The sequence below is a fragment of the Streptococcus oralis subsp. dentisani genome (assembly GCF_002860905.1).
Lineage (GTDB): Bacteria > Bacillota > Bacilli > Lactobacillales > Streptococcaceae > Streptococcus > Streptococcus oralis_BA.
In genome coordinates, this window is sequence record NZ_PKIG01000011.1 from 1 (window position 1) to 20,887 (window position 20,887).

Sequence of the window (20,887 nt, forward strand, 5' to 3'; positions counted from 1 at the left end):
TGTCATAGTGAGCCTCATTTCTAACTCAAACGTCTCATACTTAATTCCACCATAAAAATCCGTTTTAGACTAATTTCCACTTTGGTCAGGCAAGTGGAAGTTACTTTGAGAAATTACCAAGTAAAAGAAAAAGCTTCATTTTAGGTGTTATTACTTGTAAGAAAATAGGAGATATGCTATACTTGAAGAGTTGACTATGCACGTTCCTGTGCAACCGCACGAACATCGTTGCTTGATTATTCAAGTTTAAGTGGTTTGTCCCACGATGCTAGGCGAGTCTTCACAAAAAAATCGGGGAAACCCATAAAAATCATAGGAGGTGCATAATGAGCACATACGCAATTATCAAAACTGGCGGAAAACAAGTTAAAGTTGAAGTTGGTCAAGCAGTTTACGTTGAAAAATTGAACGTTGAAGCTGGTCAAGAAGTTACTTTTAACGAAGTTGTTCTTGTTGGTGGTGAAAACACTGTTGTCGGAACTCCACTTGTTGCTGGAGCTACTGTAGTTGGAACTGTTGAAAAACAAGGAAAACAAAAGAAAGTTGTTACTTACAAGTACAAACCTAAAAAAGGTAGCCACCGTAAACAAGGTCACCGTCAACCATATACAAAAGTTGTCATCAACGCAATCAACGCTTAATTTTAAGGAGAACACATGATACAGGCAGTCTTTGAGAGAGCCGAAGATGGCGAGCTGAGGAGTGCGGAAATTACTGGACACGCCGAGAGTGGCGAATACGGCTTAGATGTCGTGTGTGCATCGGTTTCTACGCTTGCCATTAACTTTATCAATTCTATTGAGAAATTTGCAGGCTATGAACCAATCCTAGAATTAAACGAAGATGAAGGTGGCTATCTGATGGTTGAAATTCCAAAAGATCTTCCTTCACACCAGAGAGAAATGACCCAGTTATTCTTTGAATCATTTTTCTTAGGTATGGCAAACTTATCGGAGAACTCTTCTGAGTTCGTCCAAACCAGAGTTATCACAGAAAACTAACACGGAGGAAAACATTATGTTAAAAATGACTCTTAACAACTTGCAACTTTTCGCCCACAAAAAAGGTGGAGGTTCTACATCAAACGGACGTGATTCACAAGCTAAACGTCTTGGAGCTAAAGCAGCTGACGGACAAACTGTAACAGGTGGATCAATCCTTTACCGTCAACGTGGTACACATATCTATCCAGGTGTAAACGTTGGACGTGGTGGAGACGATACTTTGTTCGCTAAAGTTGAAGGCGTAGTACGCTTTGAACGTAAAGGACGCGATAAAAAACAAGTTTCTGTTTACCCAATCGCTAAATAAAAAGGTTCAGTGAACCTTTTTATCCCGAGCCTTGAAATGTAAAGGCGAGGAAGCTAGAAGTAGCATTAAATAAGGCTTTCCGAGTTTTCGGAGAGCCTATTTTTTTGTTTTGGTATCCATGATTTTTTCGTTCTTAGTGTAGATGAATTTTATGAGTGACATTATTTTTCTTCGATGGAAAACTTCTAAAATATGGTATAATGGAAAGATAAAGAAGTTGGGGGTAGAAGATGAACATTCAACAATTACGCTATGTTGTGGCCATCGCGAATAGCGGTACTTTCCGTGAAGCTGCTGAAAAGATGTATGTTAGTCAGCCGAGTCTGTCCATTTCTGTTCGTGATTTGGAAAAAGAGTTGGGTTTTAAGATTTTCCGTCGGACCAGCTCAGGGACTTTCTTGACCCGTCGTGGTATGGAATTCTATGAAAAAGCGCAAGAATTGGTTAAAGGATTTGATATTTTTCAAAATCAGTATGCCAACCCTGAAGAAGAGAAAGATGAATTTTCCATTGCTAGTCAGCACTATGACTTTTTGCCACCAACCATTACGGCTTTCTCAGAGCGCTATCCTGACTATAAGAACTTCCGTATTTTTGAATCAACTACTGTTCAAATCTTAGACGAAGTAGCACAAGGACATAGTGAGATTGGGATTATTTACCTCAACAATCAAAATAAAAAGGGGATTATGCAACGGGTTGAAAAGCTAGGTCTGGAGGTCATTGAGTTGATTCCCTTCCATACCCATATTTATCTCCGTGAGGGGCATCCTTTGGCTCAGAAAGAGGAATTGGTTATGGAGGATTTAGCGGACCTACCAACAGTTCGTTTCACTCAAGAAAAAGACGAGTACCTTTATTATTCAGAGAACTTTGTTGATACCAGTGCGAGCTCACAGATGTTCAATGTGACAGACCGTGCTACCTTGAATGGTATTTTGGAGCGGACGGACGCCTATGCAACAGGTTCTGGATTTTTAGATAGTGATAGTGTTAATGGCATTACAGTTATTCGTCTCAAGGATAACCTAGATAATCGCATGGTCTATGTTAAACGTGAAGAGGTGGAGCTTAGTCAATCTGGGACTCTCTTTGTAGAAGTCATGCAAGAATATTTTAATCAGAAGAGGAAATCATGAAAAAAAGAGGAATAGTGGCAGTCATTGTACTGCTTTTGATTGGGCTGGATCAGTTAGTCAAATCCTATATCGTCCAGCAAATTCCACTGGGTGAAGTGCGCTCTTGGATTCCCAATTTCGTTAGTTTGACCTACCTGCAAAATCGAGGGGCAGCCTTTTCGATGTTACAAGATCAGCAGTTGTTATTTGCTATCATTACTCTGGTCGTCGTGGTAGGTGCCATTTGGTATCTACATAAACACATGGAGGACTCACTCTGGATGGTCTTGGGTTTGACTTTGATCATTGCAGGTGGTCTTGGGAACTTTATTGACAGGATCAGTCAGGGCTTTGTTGTGGATATGTTTCACCTTGACTTTATCAATTTTGCAATTTTCAATGTGGCAGATAGCTATCTGACTGTTGGAGTGATTATTTTATTGATTGCAATGCTAAAAGAGGAAATAAATGGAAATTAAAATTGAAACTGGTGGCCTGCGTTTAGATAAGGCTTTGTCGGATTTGACAGAATTATCACGCAGTCTCGCGAATGAACAAATCAAATCAGGCCAGGTCTTGGTCAATGGCCAAGTCAAGAAAGCTAAATACACTGTCCAAGAGGGCGATGTCGTCACTTACCATGTGCCAGAACCAGAGGTATTAGAGTATGTGGCTGAGGATATTCCGCTAGAAATAGTCTACCAAGATGAGGATGTAGCTGTCGTTAACAAACCTCAGGGGATGGTTGTGCATCCGAGTGCTGGTCATACTAGTGGAACCCTAGTAAATGCCCTTATGTACCATATTAAGGATTTGTCGGGTATCAATGGGGTTCTGCGTCCAGGAATTGTTCATCGTATTGATAAGGATACGTCTGGCCTTCTCATGATTGCTAAAAACGATGATGCGCATCTAGCGCTTGCTCAAGAACTTAAGGATAAAAAGTCTCTCCGCAAATATTGGGCGATTGTTCATGGAAATCTGCCTAATGATCGTGGTGTGATTGAAGCACCGATTGGCCGTAGTGAAAAAGACCGTAAGAAACAGGCTGTGACTGCTAAAGGTAAGCCTGCAGTGACCCGTTTCCACGTCTTGGAACGCTTTGGCGATTATAGCTTAGTGGAGTTGCAGCTAGAGACAGGTCGCACTCATCAGATTCGTGTCCATATGGCTTATATTGGCCATCCAGTCGCTGGTGATGAAGTCTATGGTCCTCGTAAGACACTTAAGGGGCATGGACAATTTCTTCATGCCAAGACTTTAGGTTTTACTCATCCGAGAGCAGGTGAGACCATGGAATTTTCAGCAGATATTCCAGAGATTTTTAAGGAAACCCTGGAGAAATTGAGAAAGAATTAGACGTGATAAAAGGTTGAGATGACTTGTCTCGACCTTTTTCCTATCAACTCTTTTCTATTTCCTACCATTCATGTTATAATGGATAAATATGAAGAATCGGAGTGAGACTATGAAATATAAACGGATTGTCTTTAAGGTGGGGACTTCTTCTCTGACAAATGAGGATGGAAGTTTATCACGTAGTAAGGTAAAGGCTATTACTCAGCAGTTGGCTATGTTGCACGAGGCTGGTCATGAATTGATTTTGGTGTCGTCAGGTGCCATTGCTGCTGGTTTTGGAGCTTTAGGATTTAAAAAGCGTCCGACTAAGATTGCTGATAAACAGGCTTCAGCAGCGGTAGGGCAGGGGCTTTTGTTGGAAGAATATACGACCAATCTTCTCTTGCGCCAAATTGTTTCTGCACAGATCTTGCTGACCCAAGATGACTTTGTGGATAAGCGTCGTTATAAAAATGCCCATCAGGCTTTGTCAGTTCTACTTAGCCGTGGCGCGATTCCTATCATCAATGAGAATGACAGTGTCGTTATTGATGAGCTCAAGGTTGGGGACAATGATACTCTAAGTGCTCAGGTGGCGGCAATGGTCCAAGCAGACCTTTTGGTCCTCTTGACAGACGTAGACGGTCTATATACTGGAAATCCTAATTCAGACCCAAGAGCCAAACGCTTGGCGAAAATAGAGACTATCAATCGTGAGATTATTGATATGGCCGGTGGAGCAGGTTCGTCTAATGGTACAGGTGGCATGTTAACTAAAATCAAAGCTGCAACTATCGCGACGGAATCAGGAGTTCCTGTTTATATCTGCTCATCCTTGAAGTCAGATGCCATGATTGAAGCAGCTGAGGAAACCGAGGATGGTTCCTACTTTGTTGCTCAAGAGAAGGGACTTCGTACCCAGAAACAATGGCTGGCCTTTTATGCTCAGAGCCAAGGTTCTATTTGGGTAGATAAAGGGGCTGCAGAAGCTCTCTCTCAACATGGAAAGAGTCTCCTTTTATCTGGTGTTGTTGAAGCAGAAGGAGCCTTTTCTTACGGTGATATCGTGACAGTATTTGACAAGGAAAGTGGAAAATCACTTGGAAAAGGACGCGTGCAATTTGGTGCATCTGCTTTGGAGGATATGTTGCGTTCTCAAAAAGCCAAGGGTGTCTTGATTCACCGTGATGACTGGATTTCCATTACTCCTGAAATCCAACTACTCTTTACAGAATTTTAGAGGTAAACTATGGTAAGTACACAAGAACAATTTGAACAGGTACAGGCTGTTAAAAAATCGATCAACACAGCTAGTGAAGTCGTGAAAAACCAAGCCTTGCTAGCCATGGCTGACCACTTAGTGGCTGCTACTGAGGAGATTTTAGCAGCTAATGCCATTGATATGGAAGCTGCTAAGGGTAAAATCTCAGATGTGATGCTGGATCGTCTTTATTTGGATGCAAGTCGTATAGAAGCGATGGCAACTGGGATTCGTGAAGTGGTTGCTTTACCAGATCCAATCGGTGAAGTTTTAGAAACCAATCAGCTTGAAAATGGTTTGGTTATCACAAAGAAACGTGTGGCTATGGGAGTTATCGGTATTATCTATGAAAGCCGTCCAAATGTGACGTCTGATGCGGCTGCTTTGGCTCTCAAGAGTGGAAATGCGGTTGTTCTTCGTAGTGGTAAGGACGCCTATCAAACAGCCCATGCCATTGTCACAGCCTTGAAGAAGGGCTTGGAAACGACTACTATTCACCCAGATGTGATTCAACTGGTGGAAGATACCAGCCGTGAAAGTAGCTATGCCATGATGAAGGCCAAAGGCTATCTAGACCTTCTTATTCCTCGTGGAGGAGCTGGTTTGATCAATGCAGTGGTTGAGAATGCTATCGTACCTGTTATCGAGACCGGGACAGGGATTGTCCATGTTTATGTCGATAAGGATGCAGACGAAGACAAGGCTCTGTCTATCATCAACAATGCCAAAACCAGTCGTCCTTCTGTTTGTAATGCCATGGAGGTTCTGCTGGTTCATGAAGACAAAGTGATAAGCTTCCTTCCTCGCTTGGAGCAAGTGCTGGTTGCAGATCGAAAAGAAGCTGGTCTGGAACCAATTCAATTCCGCTTGGATGAGAAAGCAAGTCAGTTTGTTTCAGGTCAAGCAGCTGAGGACCAAGACTTTGACACTGAGTTTTTAGACTATGTCTTAGCTGTTAAGGTTGTGAGCAGTTTAGAAGAAGCAGTTGAGCATATTGAAACCCACAGTACCCATCATTCGGATGCCATTGTGACGGAAAATGCTGAAGCTGCAGCTTACTTTACAGATCAAGTGGACTCTGCAGCGGTCTATGTCAATGCTTCGACTCGTTTCACAGATGGAGGCCAATTTGGTCTTGGTTGTGAAATGGGGATTTCTACCCAGAAACTCCACGCGCGTGGTCCCATGGGCTTGAAAGAGTTGACCAGTTACAAGTATGTGGTTGCTGGTGATGGGCAGATAAGGGAGTAAGAGATGAAGATTGGATTTATCGGCTTGGGGAATATGGGAGCTAGCTTGGCTAAGGCTATTTTGCAGGCCAAGACGGGTGATGACCTTCTCCTTGCCAATCGTAGTCAAGCTAAGGTGGATGCTTTCATTGCCGACTTTGGCGGTCAAGCTTCTAGCAATGAAGAAATCTTTGCAGAAGCAGATGTGATTTTTCTAGGTGTTAAGCCTGCTCAGTTCTCAGACTTGCTTTCTCAATACCAGACTATCCTTGAAAAACGAGAAAGTCTTCTTTTGATTTCGATGGCAGCTGGATTGACTTTAGAAAAACTCGCTAGTCTTCTTCCAAATCAACACAGAATTATTCGTATGATGCCAAATACTCCTGCTTCTATCGGTCAAGGAGTGATCAGCTATGCTTTGTCTCCTAATTGTAAGGCTGAGGACAGTGAGCTCTTTTGTCAGTTATTAGCAAATGCTGGCCTCTTGGTTGAACTAGGTGAAGGATTAATCGATGCTGCGACAGGACTTGCAGGCTGTGGGCCAGCCTTTGTCTATCTCTTTATTGAGTCCTTGGCAGATGCAGGTGTTCAGACTGGATTGCCAAGAGAAACGGCATTGAAAATGGCGGCTCAAACTGTGGTTGGAGCTGGTCAATTGGTCCTAGAAAGCCAGCAACATCCTGGGGTCTTGAAAGACCAAGTTTGTAGCCCAGGCGGTTCGACTATTGCTGGTGTAGCGAGCTTAGAAGCGCATGCTTTTAGAGGAACAGTCATTGATGCAGTTGGTCAAGCCTACAAACGAACACAAGAACTAGGTAAATAAGAGGTGGATTTGTCTGCCTCTTTTATGGTGGTTGATACTCTTCGAAAATCTCTTCAAACTTCGTCAGCTTCCATCTGCAACCTCAAAACAGTGTTTTGAGCAACCTGCGGGTAGCTTCCTAGTTTGCTCTTTGATTTTCATTGAGTATGAAATGAGAAGACAAAAAAGATTGTCACAAACCTCTATTTTTTTGATAGAATAGAAGTAGTAAAAAAGAAATGAGTTAGACATGTCAAAAGGATTTTTAGTCTCTCTTGAGGGACCAGAGGGAGCAGGAAAGACCAGTGTTTTAGAGGCTCTGCTCCCAATTTTAGAGGAAAAAGGAGTAGAGGTGCTGACGACCCGTGAACCTGGCGGAGTCTTGATTGGGGAGAAGATTCGGGAAGTAATTTTGGATCCAAGTCACACGCAGATGGATGCGAAGACAGAGCTTTTGCTCTATATCGCCAGTCGCAGACAGCACTTGGTGGAAAAAGTTCTCCCTGCCCTTGAAGCTGGTAAGTTGGTCATTATGGACCGCTTCATCGATAGTTCCGTTGCCTATCAGGGATTTGGTCGTGGCTTGGATATTGACGCCATTGATTGGCTCAATCACTTTGCGACAGATGGCCTTAAACCCGATTTGACCCTCTATTTTGACATCGAGGTGGAAGAAGGATTGGCTCGCATTGCTGCTAATAGCAATCGTGAGGTCAATCGTTTGGACTTGGAAGGGTTGGACTTGCATAAAAAAGTTCGTAAAGGCTATCTTTCTCTTCTGGATAAAGAAGGAGACCGCATTGTCAAGATTGATGCGAGTCTCCCTTTGGAACAAGTTGTGGAAACTACCAAGGTTGTCTTGTTTGACAGAATGGGTTTGGCCAAATGAAACAAGATCAACTAAAGGCTTGGCAACCAGCCCAGTTTGACCGTTTTGTCCGTATATTAGAACAAGACCAGCTCAATCACGCCTATCTCTTTTCAGGTTTTTTTGGAAGCTTGGGAATGGCGCAATTTTTAGCTAAGAGCCTCTTTTGTACGGATAAAGTAGGTGTTTTACCATGTGAGAAATGCCGAAATTGTAAGCTGATTGAACAGGGAGAATTTCCCGATGTCACCTTGATTAAGCCAGTCAATCAGGTCATCAAGACAGAACGGATTCGAGAATTGGTGGGCCAGTTTTCCCAAGCGGGGATTGAAAGTCAGCAACAGGTCTTTATTATCGAGCAAGCTGAGAAGATGCACCCCAACGCAGCCAATTCTCTGCTCAAGGTCATCGAAGAACCCCAGAGTGAGGTTTATATTTTCTTCTTGACTAGCGATGAGGAAAAGATGTTACCGACCATCCGCAGTCGAACCCAGATTTTCCACTTTAAAAAGCAAGAAGAAAAACTCATCTTGCTCTTAGAACAACTGGGACTGGTTAAGAAAAAAGCGACTCTTTTAGCCCAGTTTAGTCAATCGCGAGCTGAAGCAGAAAAGTTAGCCAATCAGGCAAGTTTTTGGACCTTGGTTGATGAAAGTGAACGCCTGCTGACTTGGTTAGTGCCTAAGAAAAAAGAAAGCTATCTGCAGGTTGCTAAATTAGCCAACTTGGCAGATGACAAGGAAAAACAAGATCAGGTTTTACGGATTCTTGAAGTTCTCTGTGGACAAGATATCCTACAAGCAAGAGTAAGAGTGATTTTACAAGATTTGCTAGAAGCTAGAAAAATGTGGCAGGCTAATGTCAGCTTTCAAAATGTCATGGAATATCTGGTCTTGAAAGAAATATAAACTCAAAAATGAACGATAAAGAAAGGAAAGGGCTGGTTTATGGACAAAAAAGAATTATTTGACGCGCTAGATGATTTTTCCCAACAGTTATTGGTAACCTTGGCCGATGTGGAAGCCATCAAGAAAAATCTCAAGAGCCTGGTAGAGGAAAATACAGCTCTTCGTTTGGAAAATAGTAAGTTGCGAGAACGCTTGGGTGAGGTGGAAGCAGACGCTCCAGTCAAGGCCAAGCATGTTCGTGAAAGTGTCCGTCGAATTTATAAAGATGGTTTTCACGTATGTAATGATTTTTATGGACAACGTCGAGAGCAGGACGAGGAATGTATGTTCTGTGACGAGTTGTTGTACAGGGAGTAGGCATGCAGATTCAAAAAAGTTTTAAGGGGCGGTCTCCCTATGGCAAGTTGTATCTAGTGGCAACGCCAATTGGCAATCTAGATGATATGACCTTTCGAGCTATCCAAACCTTGAAAGAAGTGGACTGGATTGCTGCTGAGGACACGCGCAATACAGGTCTATTGCTCAAGAATTTTGACATTTCTACTAAGCAGATTAGTTTTCATGAGCACAATGCCAAGGAAAAAATTCCTGATTTGATTGATTCTCTGAAAGCAGGGCAAAGTATTGCTCAGGTATCCGACGCGGGTCTGCCTAGTATCTCAGACCCTGGTCATGATTTGGTTAAGGCAGCGATTGAGGAGGAAATCGCAGTTGTCACTGTTCCGGGTGCCTCTGCAGGAATCTCTGCCTTGATTGCCAGTGGTTTAGCGCCTCAGCCACATATCTTTTACGGCTTTTTACCGAGAAAATCAGGCCAGCAAAAGCAATTTTTCGACTCGAAAAAAGATTATCCTGAAACTCAGATTTTCTATGAATCTCCCCATCGTGTGGCAGATACGTTGGAAAATATGCTAGAAGTCTATGGTGACCGCTCGGTCGTATTGGTCAGAGAATTGACCAAAATCTATGAAGAATACCAACGTGGTATCATTTCTGAGTTATTAGAAAGCATTGCTGAAACGCCACTCAAGGGCGAATGCCTTCTCATCGTTGAAGGTGCCAGTCAGGATGTAGAAGAAAAAGACGAGGAAGTCTTGTTCTTAGAAATCCAAGCCCGTATCCAGCAAGGCATGAAGAAAAATCAAGCTATTAAGGAAGTATCTAAGATTTACCAGTGGAATAAGAGCCAGCTTTACGCAGCCTACCACGACTGGGAAGAAAATCAAGAAAATGACTAAACAGGGAAGTTTGCCTTCTTCCCTTTTTTTGTTATACTAGTAGAAGAAAAAATTAGAAAGATTTGTGGGAGTGAAAAAGTCTGGGGGACTTTTTCAGCCTGAGCCAAGAAACTTGAAAGCGAAGTAAGTCCTGTGGACTTTTTCAGTCTGAGCCAAGAAACTCGAAAGCGAGGAAAGTCCTGTAGACTTTTTCAGTCTGAGCCAAGAAATTCGAAAGCTCGTAAATCCGATTGGCTTTTTCAATGTGAACCTTGTCTTCACACTCCCAAAGAGGTATTAGTGTCGTGTCTCAATCTTATATCAATGTTATCGGTGCTGGTTTGGCAGGTTCTGAAGCAGCCTACCAAATCGCAGAACGTGGTATTCCAGTTAAACTTTATGAAATGCGTGGTGTCAAGTCAACACCTCAACACAAAACAGACAATTTTGCAGAGTTAGTTTGTTCTAATTCTCTTCGTGGGGATGCTTTGACAAATGCAGTTGGTCTTCTCAAGGAAGAAATGCGTCGCTTGGGTTCTGTTATTTTGGAATCTGCTGAGGCTACACGTGTTCCTGCTGGAGGAGCCCTTGCGGTGGACCGTGATGGTTTCTCCCAAATGGTGACCGAAAAAGTGGTCAACCATCCCTTGATTGAGGTGGTGCGTGATGAAATTACAGAATTGCCGACAGATGTTATTACGGTTGTCGCTACTGGTCCTTTGACCAGCGATACTCTGGCTGAAAAGATTCATGCTCTTAATGACGGCGATGGTTTCTATTTCTACGATGCGGCAGCGCCTATTATCGACGTCAACACCATCGATATGAGCAAGGTCTACCTCAAGTCTCGATACGATAAGGGAGAAGCTGCCTACCTCAACGCTCCCATGACTAAGCAAGAGTTTATGGATTTCCATGAAGCCTTGGTCAATGCGGAAGAAGCACCGCTCAATTCTTTCGAAAAAGAAAAGTACTTTGAAGGTTGTATGCCTATCGAAGTTATGGCCAAACGTGGCATTAAAACTATGCTTTATGGTCCTATGAAACCAGTCGGTTTGGAGTATCCGGACGACTACACAGGACCTCGTGATGGAGAATTCAAAACACCTTATGCGGTTGTGCAACTTCGTCAGGATAATGCAGCAGGTAGCCTATACAATATTGTTGGTTTCCAGACCCACCTCAAATGGGGAGAACAAAAGCGTGTCTTCCAAATGATTCCAGGCCTTGAAAATGCTGAGTTTGTTCGCTATGGTGTCATGCACCGTAATTCTTACATGGACTCACCAAATCTTCTTGAGCAGACTTACCGTTCTAAGAAACAACCAAATCTCTTTTTTGCTGGTCAGATGACGGGCGTGGAAGGTTATGTAGAGTCCGCAGCGTCAGGCTTAGTTGCGGGAATTAACGCGGCTCGTCTTTTCAAGGGAGAAAGCGAGGCTATTTTCCCAGAAACAACAGCGATTGGAAGCTTAGCTCATTACATCACCCATGCGGACAGCAAACATTTCCAACCAATGAATGTCAATTTCGGAATTATCAAGGAGTTGGAAGGTGAACGTATCCGTGATAAGAAGGCTCGTTATGAAAAAATTGCAGAGCGTGCTCTTAGTGACTTAGAGGAATTTTTAACAGTCTAATTTTTTTCAAAGAATTGCTCATGATACTATAAAAATCTTAGAAATTGTGATAAAATAGGTAGGATAAAAAAAGGAGAGTGAAAATGGCGAATCCCAAGTATAAACGTATTTTAATCAAGTTATCAGGTGAAGCCCTTGCCGGTGAACGTGGCGTAGGGATTGATATCCAAACAGTTCAAACAATCGCAAAAGAGATTCAAGAAGTTCATAGCTTAGGTATCGAAATTGCCCTTGTTATTGGTGGAGGAAATCTCTGGCGTGGAGAACCTGCTGCTGAAGCAGGAATGGATCGCGTTCAGGCAGATTACACAGGAATGCTTGGGACTGTTATGAATGCTCTTGTGATGGCAGATTCACTGCAACAAGTTGGTGTCGATACGCGTGTACAAACAGCTATTGCCATGCAACAAGTGGCAGAGCCTTATGTCCGTGGACGTGCCCTTCGTCACCTTGAAAAAGGTCGTATCGTTATCTTTGGTGCCGGAATTGGTTCACCTTACTTCTCAACAGATACAACAGCGGCCCTTCGTGCAGCGGAGATCGAAGCGGATGCTATCCTTATGGCTAAAAATGGCGTAGATGGTGTTTACAATGCCGATCCTAAGAAAGACAAGACAGCCGTTAAGTTTGAAGAATTGACTCACCGTGATGTTATCAACAAAGGTCTTCGTATCATGGACTCAACAGCTTCAACCCTCTCAATGGATAATGACATTGACTTGGTTGTCTTCAACATGAACCAACCAGGCAACATCAAACGTGTTGTATTTGGAGAAAATATCGGAACAACAGTTTCAAATAATATCGAAGAAAAGGAATAAGAAAGATTATGGCTAACGCAATTATTGAAAAAGCTAAAGAGAGAATGACCCAGTCTCACCAGTCACTTGCTCGTGAATTTGGTGGTATCCGTGCTGGCCGTGCCAATGCAAGCTTGCTTGACCGTGTACATGTAGAATACTATGGAGTAGAAACTCCTCTTAACCAAATCGCTTCAATTACGATTCCAGAAGCGCGTGTTTTGTTGGTCACACCATTTGACAAGTCTTCATTGAAAGATATCGAACGTGCCTTGAACGCTTCTGATCTTGGTATCACACCAGCTAACGACGGTTCTGTGATTCGCTTGGTTATCCCAGCTCTAACAGAAGAAACTCGTCGTGACCTTGCTAAAGAAGTGAAGAAGGTCGGCGAAAATGCTAAAGTGGCTGTCCGCAATATCCGTCGCGATGCTATGGACGAAGCTAAGAAACAAGAAAAAGCAAAAGAAATCACTGAAGACGAATTGAAGACTCTTGAAAAAGACATTCAAAAAGTAACAGACGATGCTGTTAAACACATCGACGACATGACTGCCAACAAAGAGAAAGAACTTTTGGAAGTCTAAAAATAAACAGAAAAACTCAGTTGGCATTGCTGGCTGAGTTTTATTCGAAAGAAGGAAATATGAATACAAATCTTGCAAGTTTTATCGTTGGACTGATCATCGATGAAAACGACCGTTTTTACTTTGTGCAAAAGGATGGTCAAACCTATGCTCTTGCTAAGGAAGAAGGTCAACATACAGTAGGGGATACGGTTAAAGGTTTTGCTTATACAGATATGAAGCAAAAACTCCGTTTGACAACTCTAGAAGTGACTGCCACTCAGGATCAATTTGGTTGGGGTCGTGTCACAGAAGTTCGTAAGGACTTGGGTGTCTTTGTGGATACAGGCCTTCCTGACAAGGAAATCGTTGTGTCACTCGATATTCTCCCTGAACTTAAGGAACTCTGGCCTAAGAAGGGTGACCAACTCTACATCCGTCTTGAAGTGGACAAGAAAGACCGAATCTGGGGCCTCTTGGCTTATCAAGAAGACTTCCAACGTCTGGCTCGTCCTGCCTACAACAACATGCAGAACCAAAACTGGCCAGCCATTGTTTACCGCCTCAAGCTGTCAGGAACTTTTGTTTACCTACCAGAAAATAACATGCTTGGTTTTATCCATCCTAGCGAGCGCTATGCAGAACCACGTTTGGGGCAAGTTTTAGATGCGCGTGTTATTGGTTTCCGTGAAGTGGACCGTACCTTGAACCTTTCCCTTAAACCGCGTTCTTTTGAGATGTTGGAAAATGATGCCCAGATGATTTTGACCTACTTGGAAAGCAATGGCGGTTTCATGACCTTAAATGATAAGTCATCTCCAGACGACATCAAGGCAACCTTTGGTATTTCTAAAGGTCAGTTCAAGAAAGCACTCGGTGGTTTGATGAAGGCTGGTAAAATCAAGCAAGACCAGTTTGGGACAGAGTTGATTTAGGTCTTATAGACATGATAAAGAAATTTGAAGAAATGAGTTTAGAGGAACTCTGGCAACTTTTTCCTATTTTTCTAGTAGAGCACAAGTCAGAGTGGAAAGACTGGTATGAATTGGAGAAAACAAGTCTGAAAAAAATATTGGGTGCAAATGTTATTAAAAGAATAGAACATATCGGTAGCACTGCTATCCCTAATATTTGGGCCAAAAATATCGTTGATATTCTGTTAGAAGTAGGTAGAATAGAGGATTTAGCAAGAGTTAGGGATTTATTGGTGAAGAATGGGTGGCTAGTGATGTCGGAGAGTCCTAACAGGATTTCGCTAAATAAAGGATATACAGAGCAGGGATTTGCTGAGAAAGTTTTTCATTTACATTTGCGAATGACGGGAGATCATAACGAGATTTATTTTAGAGATTATCTCTGCCAGCATCCAGATATCGCCCAAGCGTATCAGGAATTAAAACTCAGTTTGTGGAAACAATTTGAACACAATCGAGACGCCTATACAGATGCGAAAACGGATTTTATAAACCACTATGTGTCAGAGGCTAAGTCCAGTAATTTTTAAAAATCAGAAAAGTTTCATCAAAAAAAGTCTTGATAGGAGAAAGAATTGAGAAAATCATTTTACACTTGGCTCATGACCGAGCGCAATCCTAAAAGTAACAGTCCCAAAGCTATCTTGGCAGACCTAGCTTTTGAGGAGTCAGCTTTCCCAAAACACACAGATGATTTTGATGAGGTTAGTCGCTTTTTGGAAGAACATGCCAGTTTCTCTTTTAACCTAGGTGACTTTGACGCTATCTGGCAGGAATACTTAGAACACTAGCATGATTCACTGGGTTTGGGCTAGTAATTTCTCCATCCCTTTGCTATAATAAAAAGAAATAAAAGGATTAGAGAGGTTCTTTATTTGAAGGAACATTCAATTGACATTCAACTGAGTCATCCAGATGACCTATTTCATCTTTTTGGTTCCAATGAACGCCATCTTCGTTTGATGGAAGAAGAGCTTGATGTGGTGATCCATGCTCGTACGGAGATTGTGCAGGTTTTGGGAGAAGAAGCTGCCTGTGAAGAAGCCCGTCAGGTTATCCAAGCCTTGATGGTTTTGGTGAATCGTGGGATGACAGTTGGCACGCCAGATGTGGTGACTGCGATTAGCATGGTCAAAAACGATGAAATTGATAAGTTTGTCGCTCTTTACGAAGAAGAAATCATCAAAGATAATACAGGAAAACCTATCCGTGTCAAAACATTGGGTCAAAAGCTTTATGTGGATAGTGTCAAACAGCATGATGTGACCTTTGGAATTGGTCCGGCAGGAACAGGTAAGACCTTTCTTGCAGTGACCTTGGCAGTGACTGCCCTTAAACGTGGTCAGGTCAAACGGATTATCTTAACACGTCCAGCGGTTGAGGCAGGAGAGAGTCTTGGATTTCTTCCGGGTGATCTCAAGGAGAAGGTAGATCCTTACCTTAGACCTGTTTATGATGCCTTGTATCAGATTCTAGGCAAAGACCAGACGACTCGTCTCATGGAGCGTGAAATTATCGAGATTGCGCCCCTTGCCTATATGCGTGGCCGGACCTTGGATGATGCCTTTGTCATTCTCGATGAGGCGCAAAATACGACCATCATGCAGATGAAGATGTTCTTGACTCGTTTAGGCTTTCATTCTAAGATGATTGTCAATGGAGATATCAGTCAGATTGACCTGCCACGTAATGTCAAGTCCGGTTTGATTGATGCCCAAGAAAAGCTCAAGAACATCCACCAGATTGACTTTGTTCATTTTTCAGCTAAGGATGTGGTTCGCCATCCAGTTGTCGCTCAGATTATTCGAGCTTATGAACCAGCTCCAATTAAAAATGAAGAGCGTGAAGAAGTCCAAGAAGAAACAGAATAGCAAAAAAGAGCAGTTCAGGTGGAATTGCTCTTTCTTTTATCTGATAATTAGATTTTTTATACTAGTTCATCAATTGGAGTATGTTTTATATCGAGGCCTTGGGCTACTGGAAGACTGGTTAAGTAACCTTGATAAGTGGTAACACCTTGGCGCAAGCCCTCATCTTCAGCAATTGCTTGTGCGAATCCTTTTTCTGCCAAAGCTTCGATATAAGGAAGAGTGACATTGGTTAGGGCGATGGTAGAAGTACGAGCAACCGCACCAGGGATGTTGGCAACGGCATAGTGGAGAACACCGTGTTTTTCATATACAGGCTCATCGTGCGTTGTCACACGGTCAGCTGTCTCGATAACACCACCTTGGTCAACAGCAACGTCAACGATGACTGATCCTGGACGCATTTGTTTGACCATCTCATCTGTCACCAATTTTGGTGCTTTGGCACCTGGAATGAGAACCGCTCCAATCACCACATCCGCATCTCTCACACTGGCTTCGATGTTAAATGAATTGGACATGAGAGTTTGAATTTGGTGACCAAAGACCTCCTCTAAAACGGAGAGACGTTTAGCACTGATATCAAGGATGGTTACTTGAGCACCAAGACCAAGGGCAATTCGAGCAGCATGAGTCCCTACGACACCGCCACCGATGATGGTTACTTTCCCTTTAGGTACACCTGGTACACCACCCAGTAGGACGCCAGAACCTCCTGCTTGTTTGGTTAGGAAGTGAGCTCCGATTTGGACTGCCATACGGCCTGCAACCTCACTCATAGGAACGAGGAGTGGTAATTGACCTTGGGAATCACGGACAGTTTCATAGGCAATTCCTGTTGTTTTTGCTTCCAACATAGCATCTGCTAATTCTGGAGCAGCGGCCATGTGCAAGTAGGTGAAGAGAAGCAGGTCGTCACGTAAGTAACCATATTCAGAAGCTAGTGGTTCTTTTACTTTCACGACCAATTCAGCTGCCCAGGCTTCACCAGCAGTAGTGACAATTTCAGCTCCTTGCTTTTGATAGTCAGCATCAGTAAAGCCAGAACCGAGACCAGCATTTGTTTCGATAAGGACGCGATGACCACGGCCGACTAAGCTGTGGACGCCAGCAGGTGTTAGGGCAACACGGTTTTCATTATTCTTAATTTCTTTTGGAATTCCGATTAACATAGAGAAAAACTCCCTTTCTATTGACGGGTTGTAAATGATTTATCACATTATCTATTAAAATAAGGTGATGATTTTATTCTATATGAAACCGCTTTAAAAAGCAAGAAAAATTTGTTGTAATTTATTTTTTATGCTAGACTGGTAGAAAATATTTTTAAATGGAGGAGAAGTATGGAATCAATCTTTTTAAAACTATCCCAGTATCCAATAATGGAGACTGAGCGTTTATTGCTTAGACCTGTAACTTTGGATGATGCGGAAGCAATGTTTGCCTATGCCTCGGACAGAGAAAATACGCGCTACACTTTTCCAACCAATCAAAGCTTGGAAGAAACCAAGAATAATATTGGTCAGTTCTACTTGGCCAATCCCTTGGGACGGTGGGGAATAGAACTAAAAAGTAATGGCAAATTTATCGGAACCATTGATTTGCACAAGATTGATCCTGTTCTTAAGAAGGCAGCTATTGGCTACATTATCAATAAAAAGTATTGGAATCAAGGATTGACGACAGAAGCCAATCGTGCCGTAATTGAGCTAGCTTTTGAGAAGATAGGGATGAATAAGTTGATTGCCCTTCACGATAAGGACAATCCTGCATCTGGAAAGGTCATGGAGAAATCAGGCATGCGTTTTTCCCACGAAGAAGCTTATGCTTGTATGGACCAGCATGAAGAAGGCCGAATCGTGACAAGAGTTCATTATGTCTTGACCAAGGAAGACTATTTTGCAAATAAATAAGCAGTTGAGAAGAAATTTTCGACTGTTTTTTCTTCCTCTTACGAATAATCTAAGAGAGGAGAAAATATGGAAGCAATTATCGAGAAAATCAAAGAGTATAAAATCATTGTCATCTGTGCTGGTCTGGGTTTGCTTGTAGGAGGATTTTTCCTGCTAAAGCCAGCTCCACAAACACCTGTCCAGGAAACGAATTTGCAGGCTGAAGTTACCGCTGTTTCCAAGGATTCGGTATCCGAAAAGGAAGTGAGGAAGGAAGAGAAGGAAGAACCCCTTGAACAAGATCTAATCACAGTAGATGTGAAGGGAGCTGTTAAATCGCCAGGGATTTATGATTTGCCTGTAGGTAGTCGAGTTAATGATGCTGTTCAGAAGGCTGGTGGTTTGACAGATCAAGCAGATAGCAAGTCGCTCAATCTAGCTCAGAAAGTTAGTGATGAGGCTCTGGTTTACGTTCCAACTAAGGGAGAAGAAGCTAGTCAACAGTCAGGTTCTGGAGCGACTTCTTCAACAAGCAAGGAAAAGAAGGTCAATCTCAACAAGGCCAGTCTAGAAGAGCTTAAACAGGTCAAAGGATTAGGTGGCAAACGAGCTCAGGACATTATCGACCATCGTGAAACAAATGGGAAATTCAAGTCGGTCGACGAACTCAAGAAAGTCTCTGGCATTGGTGCTAAGACCATAGAAAAGCTAAAAGATTATGTTACAGTGGATTAAGAAACTCCCTATTCCCCTAATTTACCTGAGTTTTCTATTACTTTGGCTTTACTATGCCATTTTTTCAGCATCCTATCTTGCTTTGCTTGGCTTTGTTTTTCTGCTAGTCTGTCTCTTTGTACAATTTCCTTGGAAATCAGCAGGCAAAGTTATAGTGCTTTGTGGAATCTTTGCCTTCTGGTTTCTGCTTCAAAATTGGCAACAGAGTCAAGTTAGTCAAAACCTAGCGGATTCTGTTGAAAGGGTACGGATTCTGCCTGACACTATTAAGGTCAATGGTGACAGTCTGTCCTTTCGTGGAAAGGCTGACAACCGCACCTTCCAAGTCTATTATAAACTCCAGTCCGAGGAGGAGAAAGAACAATTTCAAGCTTTAACCGACCTTCATGAGATAGAACTAGAAGGGAAGCTTTCGGAGCCAGAAGGGCAGAGAAATTTTGGTGGTTTTAACTACCAAGCCTATCTGAAAACTCAGGGAATTTACCAGACTCTCAATATTAAAAGAATCCAGTCGCTTAAACAGGTTAGCAGTTGGGATATAGGTGAAAACCTGTCCAGTTTACGCCGAAAGGCTGTGGTTTGGATTAAGACGCACTTTCCAGACCCTATGCTCAATTACATGACGGGGCTTCTATTAGGACATCTGGACACAGATTTTGAGGAGATGAATGAGCTGTATTCCAGTCTAGGAATTATCCACCTATTTGCCTTATCGGGTATGCAGGTAGGCTTTTTCATGGACGGATTTAAGAAACTTCTCTTGCGATTGGGCTTGACCCAAGAAAAGTTGAAATGGCTGACTTATCCCTTTTCCCTTATTTATGCAGGCCTGACTGGATTTTCAGCCTCGGTCATTCGCAGTCTTTTGCAAAAGCTACTGGCTCAACATGGTGTTAAGGGCTTGGATAATTTTGCCTTGACAGTCCTTGTCCTCTTTATCGTCATGCCTAACTTTTTCCTGACAGCAGGAGGTGTCTTGTCCTGCGCTTATGCTTTTATCCTGACCATGACCAGCAAAGAAGAGGAGGGACTTAAGGCTGTTGCCAGAGAAAGTCTGGTCATTTCCTTGGGAATATTGCCCATTCTATCCTTCTATTTTGCGGAATTTCAGCCTTGGTCCATCCTCTTAACCTTTGTCTTTTCCTTTCTATTTGACTTGGTCTTCTTACCGCTCTTGTCTGTCTTATTTGCCCTTTCCTTTCTCTATCCAGTCATTCAGTTGAACTTTATCTTTGAATGGTTGGAGGGGATGATTCGCTTGGTCTCGCAGGTGGCAAGTAGACCTCTTGTCTTTGGACAACCTAATGCATGGATTTTAATCTTATTGTTAATTTCCTTAGCTTTAGTTTATGATTTGAGGAAAAACATTAAAAGGCTAATGGTATTGAGCTTATTGATTACAGGTCTATTTTTCTTTACCAAGCATCCACTGGAAAATGAAATCACCATGCTGGATGTTGGGCAAGGCGAAAGTATTTTCCTAGGGGATGTAACTGGGAAAACCATTCTCATAGATGTAGGCGGCAAGGCAGAATCTAGTAAGAAAATAGAAAAATGGCAAGAAAAGGCGACGACCAGCAATGCTCAGCGAACCTTGATTCCCTATCTCAAAAGTCGAGGAGTGGCCAAGATTGACCAGCTAATTTTGACTAACACGGACAAGGAACATGTTGGAGATTTGTTGGAGGTGATTAAGGCTTTCCATGTAGGGGAGATTTTAGTGTCAAAAGGCAGTTTAAAACAGAAGGAATTTGTAGCAGAACTACAAGCGACCCAAACAAAAGTTAGAAGTATAACAGCAGGAGAGAACCTTCCAATTTTTGGAAGTCAGTTAGAAGTCCTATCTCCAAGGAAAATTGGAGATGGAGGTCCTGAAGATTCCCTGGTTTTGTATGGAAAACTCTTGGATAAGCACTTTCTCTTCACTGGAAATTTGGAGGAGAAAGGAGAGAAGGATTTGCTGAAGCAATATCCTGACCTGGAGGTGGATGTTTTGAAAGCTAGCCAACATGGCTCTAAAAAATCATCAAGTTCAGCCTTTCTAGAAAAACTCAAACCAGAGTTTACTCTCATCTCAGTTGGAAAGAGCAATCGAACGAAACTCCCTCATCAGGAAACCTTGACACGACTGGAGGGTATCAACAGCAAAGTTTACCGAACTGACCAGCATGGAGCTATACGCTTTAAAGGGTGGAATCGTTGGATGATTGAAACGGTTGGTTAATGAGCAGAAACTGGTAAATTCCCAAACTAACTTCCACCGTTAATCCAAGTGGAAGTTAGTCTGATAAAGATCCTAAAAACCAGTGGAAATCCGTGTCAGGGTAAGTTCCATTGGTTTTACTAATGCTTGATTTTAT

At 42.6% G+C, this 20,887-nt stretch carries 24 protein-coding genes, 1 pseudogene and 1 other annotated feature; of the genes and pseudogenes, 23 read left to right on the forward strand and 2 right to left on the reverse strand.

Annotation, left to right across the window (positions count from 1 at the left end; translation table 11 throughout):
• Positions 1-202: 202 nt before the first annotated feature.
• Positions 203-290: a sequence feature (ribosomal protein L21 leader region), on the forward strand.
• 36 nt (positions 291-326) lie between these two features.
• From rplU to rpmA, 3 genes are read left to right on the forward strand one after another with little or no spacing between them, the layout of a single operon-like run.
• Positions 327-641 (forward strand): 50S ribosomal protein L21, encoded by a 315-nt coding sequence (gene rplU, locus CYK16_RS10275; protein WP_000109141.1) that lies wholly within the window; start codon positions 327-329, stop codon positions 639-641.
• A gap of 15 nt (positions 642-656) precedes the next feature.
• On the forward strand, positions 657-1,001 hold the full coding sequence (locus CYK16_RS10280; RefSeq protein WP_000613699.1) for a ribosomal-processing cysteine protease Prp: 345 nt from the start codon (positions 657-659) through the stop codon (positions 999-1,001).
• 16 nt (positions 1,002-1,017) lie between these two features.
• The gene (rpmA, locus tag CYK16_RS10285; RefSeq protein WP_000916509.1) at positions 1,018-1,311 is read left to right on the forward strand and encodes a 50S ribosomal protein L27; all 294 of its coding nucleotides are present in this window, start codon (positions 1,018-1,020) and stop codon (positions 1,309-1,311) included.
• Between the two features lie 166 nt (positions 1,312-1,477).
• Here the strand turns inward: rpmA and CYK16_RS10965 are convergent.
• Positions 1,478-1,549: pseudogene (locus CYK16_RS10965) on the reverse strand (AraC family transcriptional regulator); the annotation flags it as partial.
• On the opposite strand from CYK16_RS10965, the gene CYK16_RS10290 reads away from it, so the two are divergent.
• The 17 genes from CYK16_RS10290 (at position 1,542) to CYK16_RS10370 (ending at position 15,903) form a co-directional block, all read left to right on the forward strand.
• Positions 1,542-2,450 carry a LysR family transcriptional regulator gene (locus tag CYK16_RS10290; protein ID WP_060805327.1) on the forward strand — a complete coding sequence of 303 codons (909 nt, stop codon included), beginning with the start codon at positions 1,542-1,544 and terminating at the stop codon, positions 2,448-2,450. The pseudogene CYK16_RS10965 and the gene CYK16_RS10290 overlap by 8 nt on opposite strands.
• Positions 2,447-2,908, forward strand: a complete 462-nt coding sequence (gene lspA / locus CYK16_RS10295) for a signal peptidase II (RefSeq protein WP_060805328.1) — start codon at positions 2,447-2,449, stop codon at positions 2,906-2,908. The genes CYK16_RS10290 and lspA overlap by 4 nt, the downstream gene beginning before the upstream one ends.
• Positions 2,898-3,788 (forward strand): RluA family pseudouridine synthase, encoded by an 891-nt coding sequence (locus CYK16_RS10300; protein WP_101776977.1) that lies wholly within the window; start codon positions 2,898-2,900, stop codon positions 3,786-3,788. Before lspA ends, CYK16_RS10300 begins: the two co-directional genes overlap by 11 nt.
• A gap of 109 nt (positions 3,789-3,897) precedes the next feature.
• Positions 3,898-5,007 carry a glutamate 5-kinase gene (gene proB / locus CYK16_RS10305; RefSeq protein ID WP_060805330.1) on the forward strand — a complete coding sequence of 370 codons (1,110 nt, stop codon included), beginning with the start codon at positions 3,898-3,900 and terminating at the stop codon, positions 5,005-5,007.
• Between the two features lie 9 nt (positions 5,008-5,016).
• Positions 5,017-6,279 carry a glutamate-5-semialdehyde dehydrogenase gene (locus tag CYK16_RS10310; protein WP_060805331.1) on the forward strand — a complete coding sequence of 421 codons (1,263 nt, stop codon included), beginning with the start codon at positions 5,017-5,019 and terminating at the stop codon, positions 6,277-6,279.
• 3 nt (positions 6,280-6,282) lie between these two features.
• The gene (gene proC, locus CYK16_RS10315; protein ID WP_060805332.1) at positions 6,283-7,080 is read left to right on the forward strand and encodes a pyrroline-5-carboxylate reductase; all 798 of its coding nucleotides are present in this window, start codon (positions 6,283-6,285) and stop codon (positions 7,078-7,080) included.
• A gap of 229 nt (positions 7,081-7,309) precedes the next feature.
• A complete protein-coding gene (gene tmk / locus CYK16_RS10320) occupies positions 7,310-7,948 on the forward strand; it encodes a dTMP kinase (protein ID WP_060805333.1) in 639 nt (212 codons plus the stop codon).
• Positions 7,945-8,835, forward strand: coding sequence for a DNA polymerase III subunit delta' (locus tag CYK16_RS10325; RefSeq protein WP_060805334.1), 891 nt, complete (start codon positions 7,945-7,947; stop codon positions 8,833-8,835). The genes tmk and CYK16_RS10325 overlap by 4 nt, the downstream gene beginning before the upstream one ends.
• Positions 8,836-8,874: 39 nt before the next feature.
• Positions 8,875-9,192 carry a DNA replication initiation control protein YabA gene (gene yabA, locus CYK16_RS10330; RefSeq protein ID WP_000358227.1) on the forward strand — a complete coding sequence of 106 codons (318 nt, stop codon included), beginning with the start codon at positions 8,875-8,877 and terminating at the stop codon, positions 9,190-9,192.
• A gap of 2 nt (positions 9,193-9,194) precedes the next feature.
• Complete coding sequence (rsmI, locus tag CYK16_RS10335; protein ID WP_060805335.1) at positions 9,195-10,073, forward strand: 16S rRNA (cytidine(1402)-2'-O)-methyltransferase; 879 nt, start codon at positions 9,195-9,197, stop codon at positions 10,071-10,073.
• Between the two features lie 284 nt (positions 10,074-10,357).
• Complete coding sequence (gene trmFO / locus CYK16_RS10340) at positions 10,358-11,692, forward strand: methylenetetrahydrofolate--tRNA-(uracil(54)-C(5))-methyltransferase (FADH(2)-oxidizing) TrmFO (protein WP_060805336.1); 1,335 nt, start codon at positions 10,358-10,360, stop codon at positions 11,690-11,692.
• An 83-nt stretch (positions 11,693-11,775) separates the two neighbouring features.
• A complete protein-coding gene (pyrH, locus tag CYK16_RS10345) occupies positions 11,776-12,513 on the forward strand; it encodes a UMP kinase (RefSeq protein WP_000002996.1) in 738 nt (245 codons plus the stop codon).
• A gap of 8 nt (positions 12,514-12,521) precedes the next feature.
• Entirely contained in the window at positions 12,522-13,079 is a 558-nt protein-coding gene (gene frr, locus CYK16_RS10350; RefSeq protein ID WP_001262225.1) for a ribosome recycling factor, read from the forward strand.
• A gap of 59 nt (positions 13,080-13,138) precedes the next feature.
• Positions 13,139-13,993 carry an RNA-binding virulence regulatory protein CvfB gene (gene cvfB, locus CYK16_RS10355; RefSeq protein ID WP_001095445.1) on the forward strand — a complete coding sequence of 285 codons (855 nt, stop codon included), beginning with the start codon at positions 13,139-13,141 and terminating at the stop codon, positions 13,991-13,993.
• A gap of 11 nt (positions 13,994-14,004) precedes the next feature.
• Positions 14,005-14,562, forward strand: coding sequence for a GrpB family protein (locus CYK16_RS10360; RefSeq protein ID WP_060805337.1), 558 nt, complete (start codon positions 14,005-14,007; stop codon positions 14,560-14,562).
• Between the two features lie 45 nt (positions 14,563-14,607).
• Positions 14,608-14,823: a YozE family protein gene (locus tag CYK16_RS10365; RefSeq protein ID WP_001232084.1), complete on the forward strand. Its 216-nt coding sequence runs from the start codon at positions 14,608-14,610 to the stop codon at positions 14,821-14,823.
• An 84-nt stretch (positions 14,824-14,907) separates the two neighbouring features.
• Positions 14,908-15,903 carry a PhoH family protein gene (locus CYK16_RS10370; protein WP_060805338.1) on the forward strand — a complete coding sequence of 332 codons (996 nt, stop codon included), beginning with the start codon at positions 14,908-14,910 and terminating at the stop codon, positions 15,901-15,903.
• Between the two features lie 56 nt (positions 15,904-15,959).
• Here CYK16_RS10370 and ald read toward each other — a convergent pair whose 3' ends face one another.
• The gene (ald, locus tag CYK16_RS10375) at positions 15,960-17,072 is read right to left on the reverse strand and encodes an alanine dehydrogenase (RefSeq protein WP_060805339.1); all 1,113 of its coding nucleotides are present in this window, start codon (positions 17,070-17,072) and stop codon (positions 15,960-15,962) included.
• A gap of 171 nt (positions 17,073-17,243) precedes the next feature.
• Between ald and CYK16_RS10380 the strand changes: the two genes are divergently transcribed.
• From CYK16_RS10380 to CYK16_RS10390, 3 genes are all read left to right on the forward strand, one after another.
• Positions 17,244-17,813 (forward strand): GNAT family N-acetyltransferase, encoded by a 570-nt coding sequence (locus CYK16_RS10380; protein ID WP_060805340.1) that lies wholly within the window; start codon positions 17,244-17,246, stop codon positions 17,811-17,813.
• 66 nt (positions 17,814-17,879) lie between these two features.
• A complete protein-coding gene (locus CYK16_RS10385) occupies positions 17,880-18,527 on the forward strand; it encodes a helix-hairpin-helix domain-containing protein (RefSeq protein ID WP_060805341.1) in 648 nt (215 codons plus the stop codon).
• Positions 18,511-20,751, forward strand: a complete 2,241-nt coding sequence (locus tag CYK16_RS10390; RefSeq protein ID WP_060805342.1) for a DNA internalization-related competence protein ComEC/Rec2 — start codon at positions 18,511-18,513, stop codon at positions 20,749-20,751. Before CYK16_RS10385 ends, CYK16_RS10390 begins: the two co-directional genes overlap by 17 nt.
• The last annotated feature ends 136 nt before the right edge of the window (positions 20,752-20,887 follow it).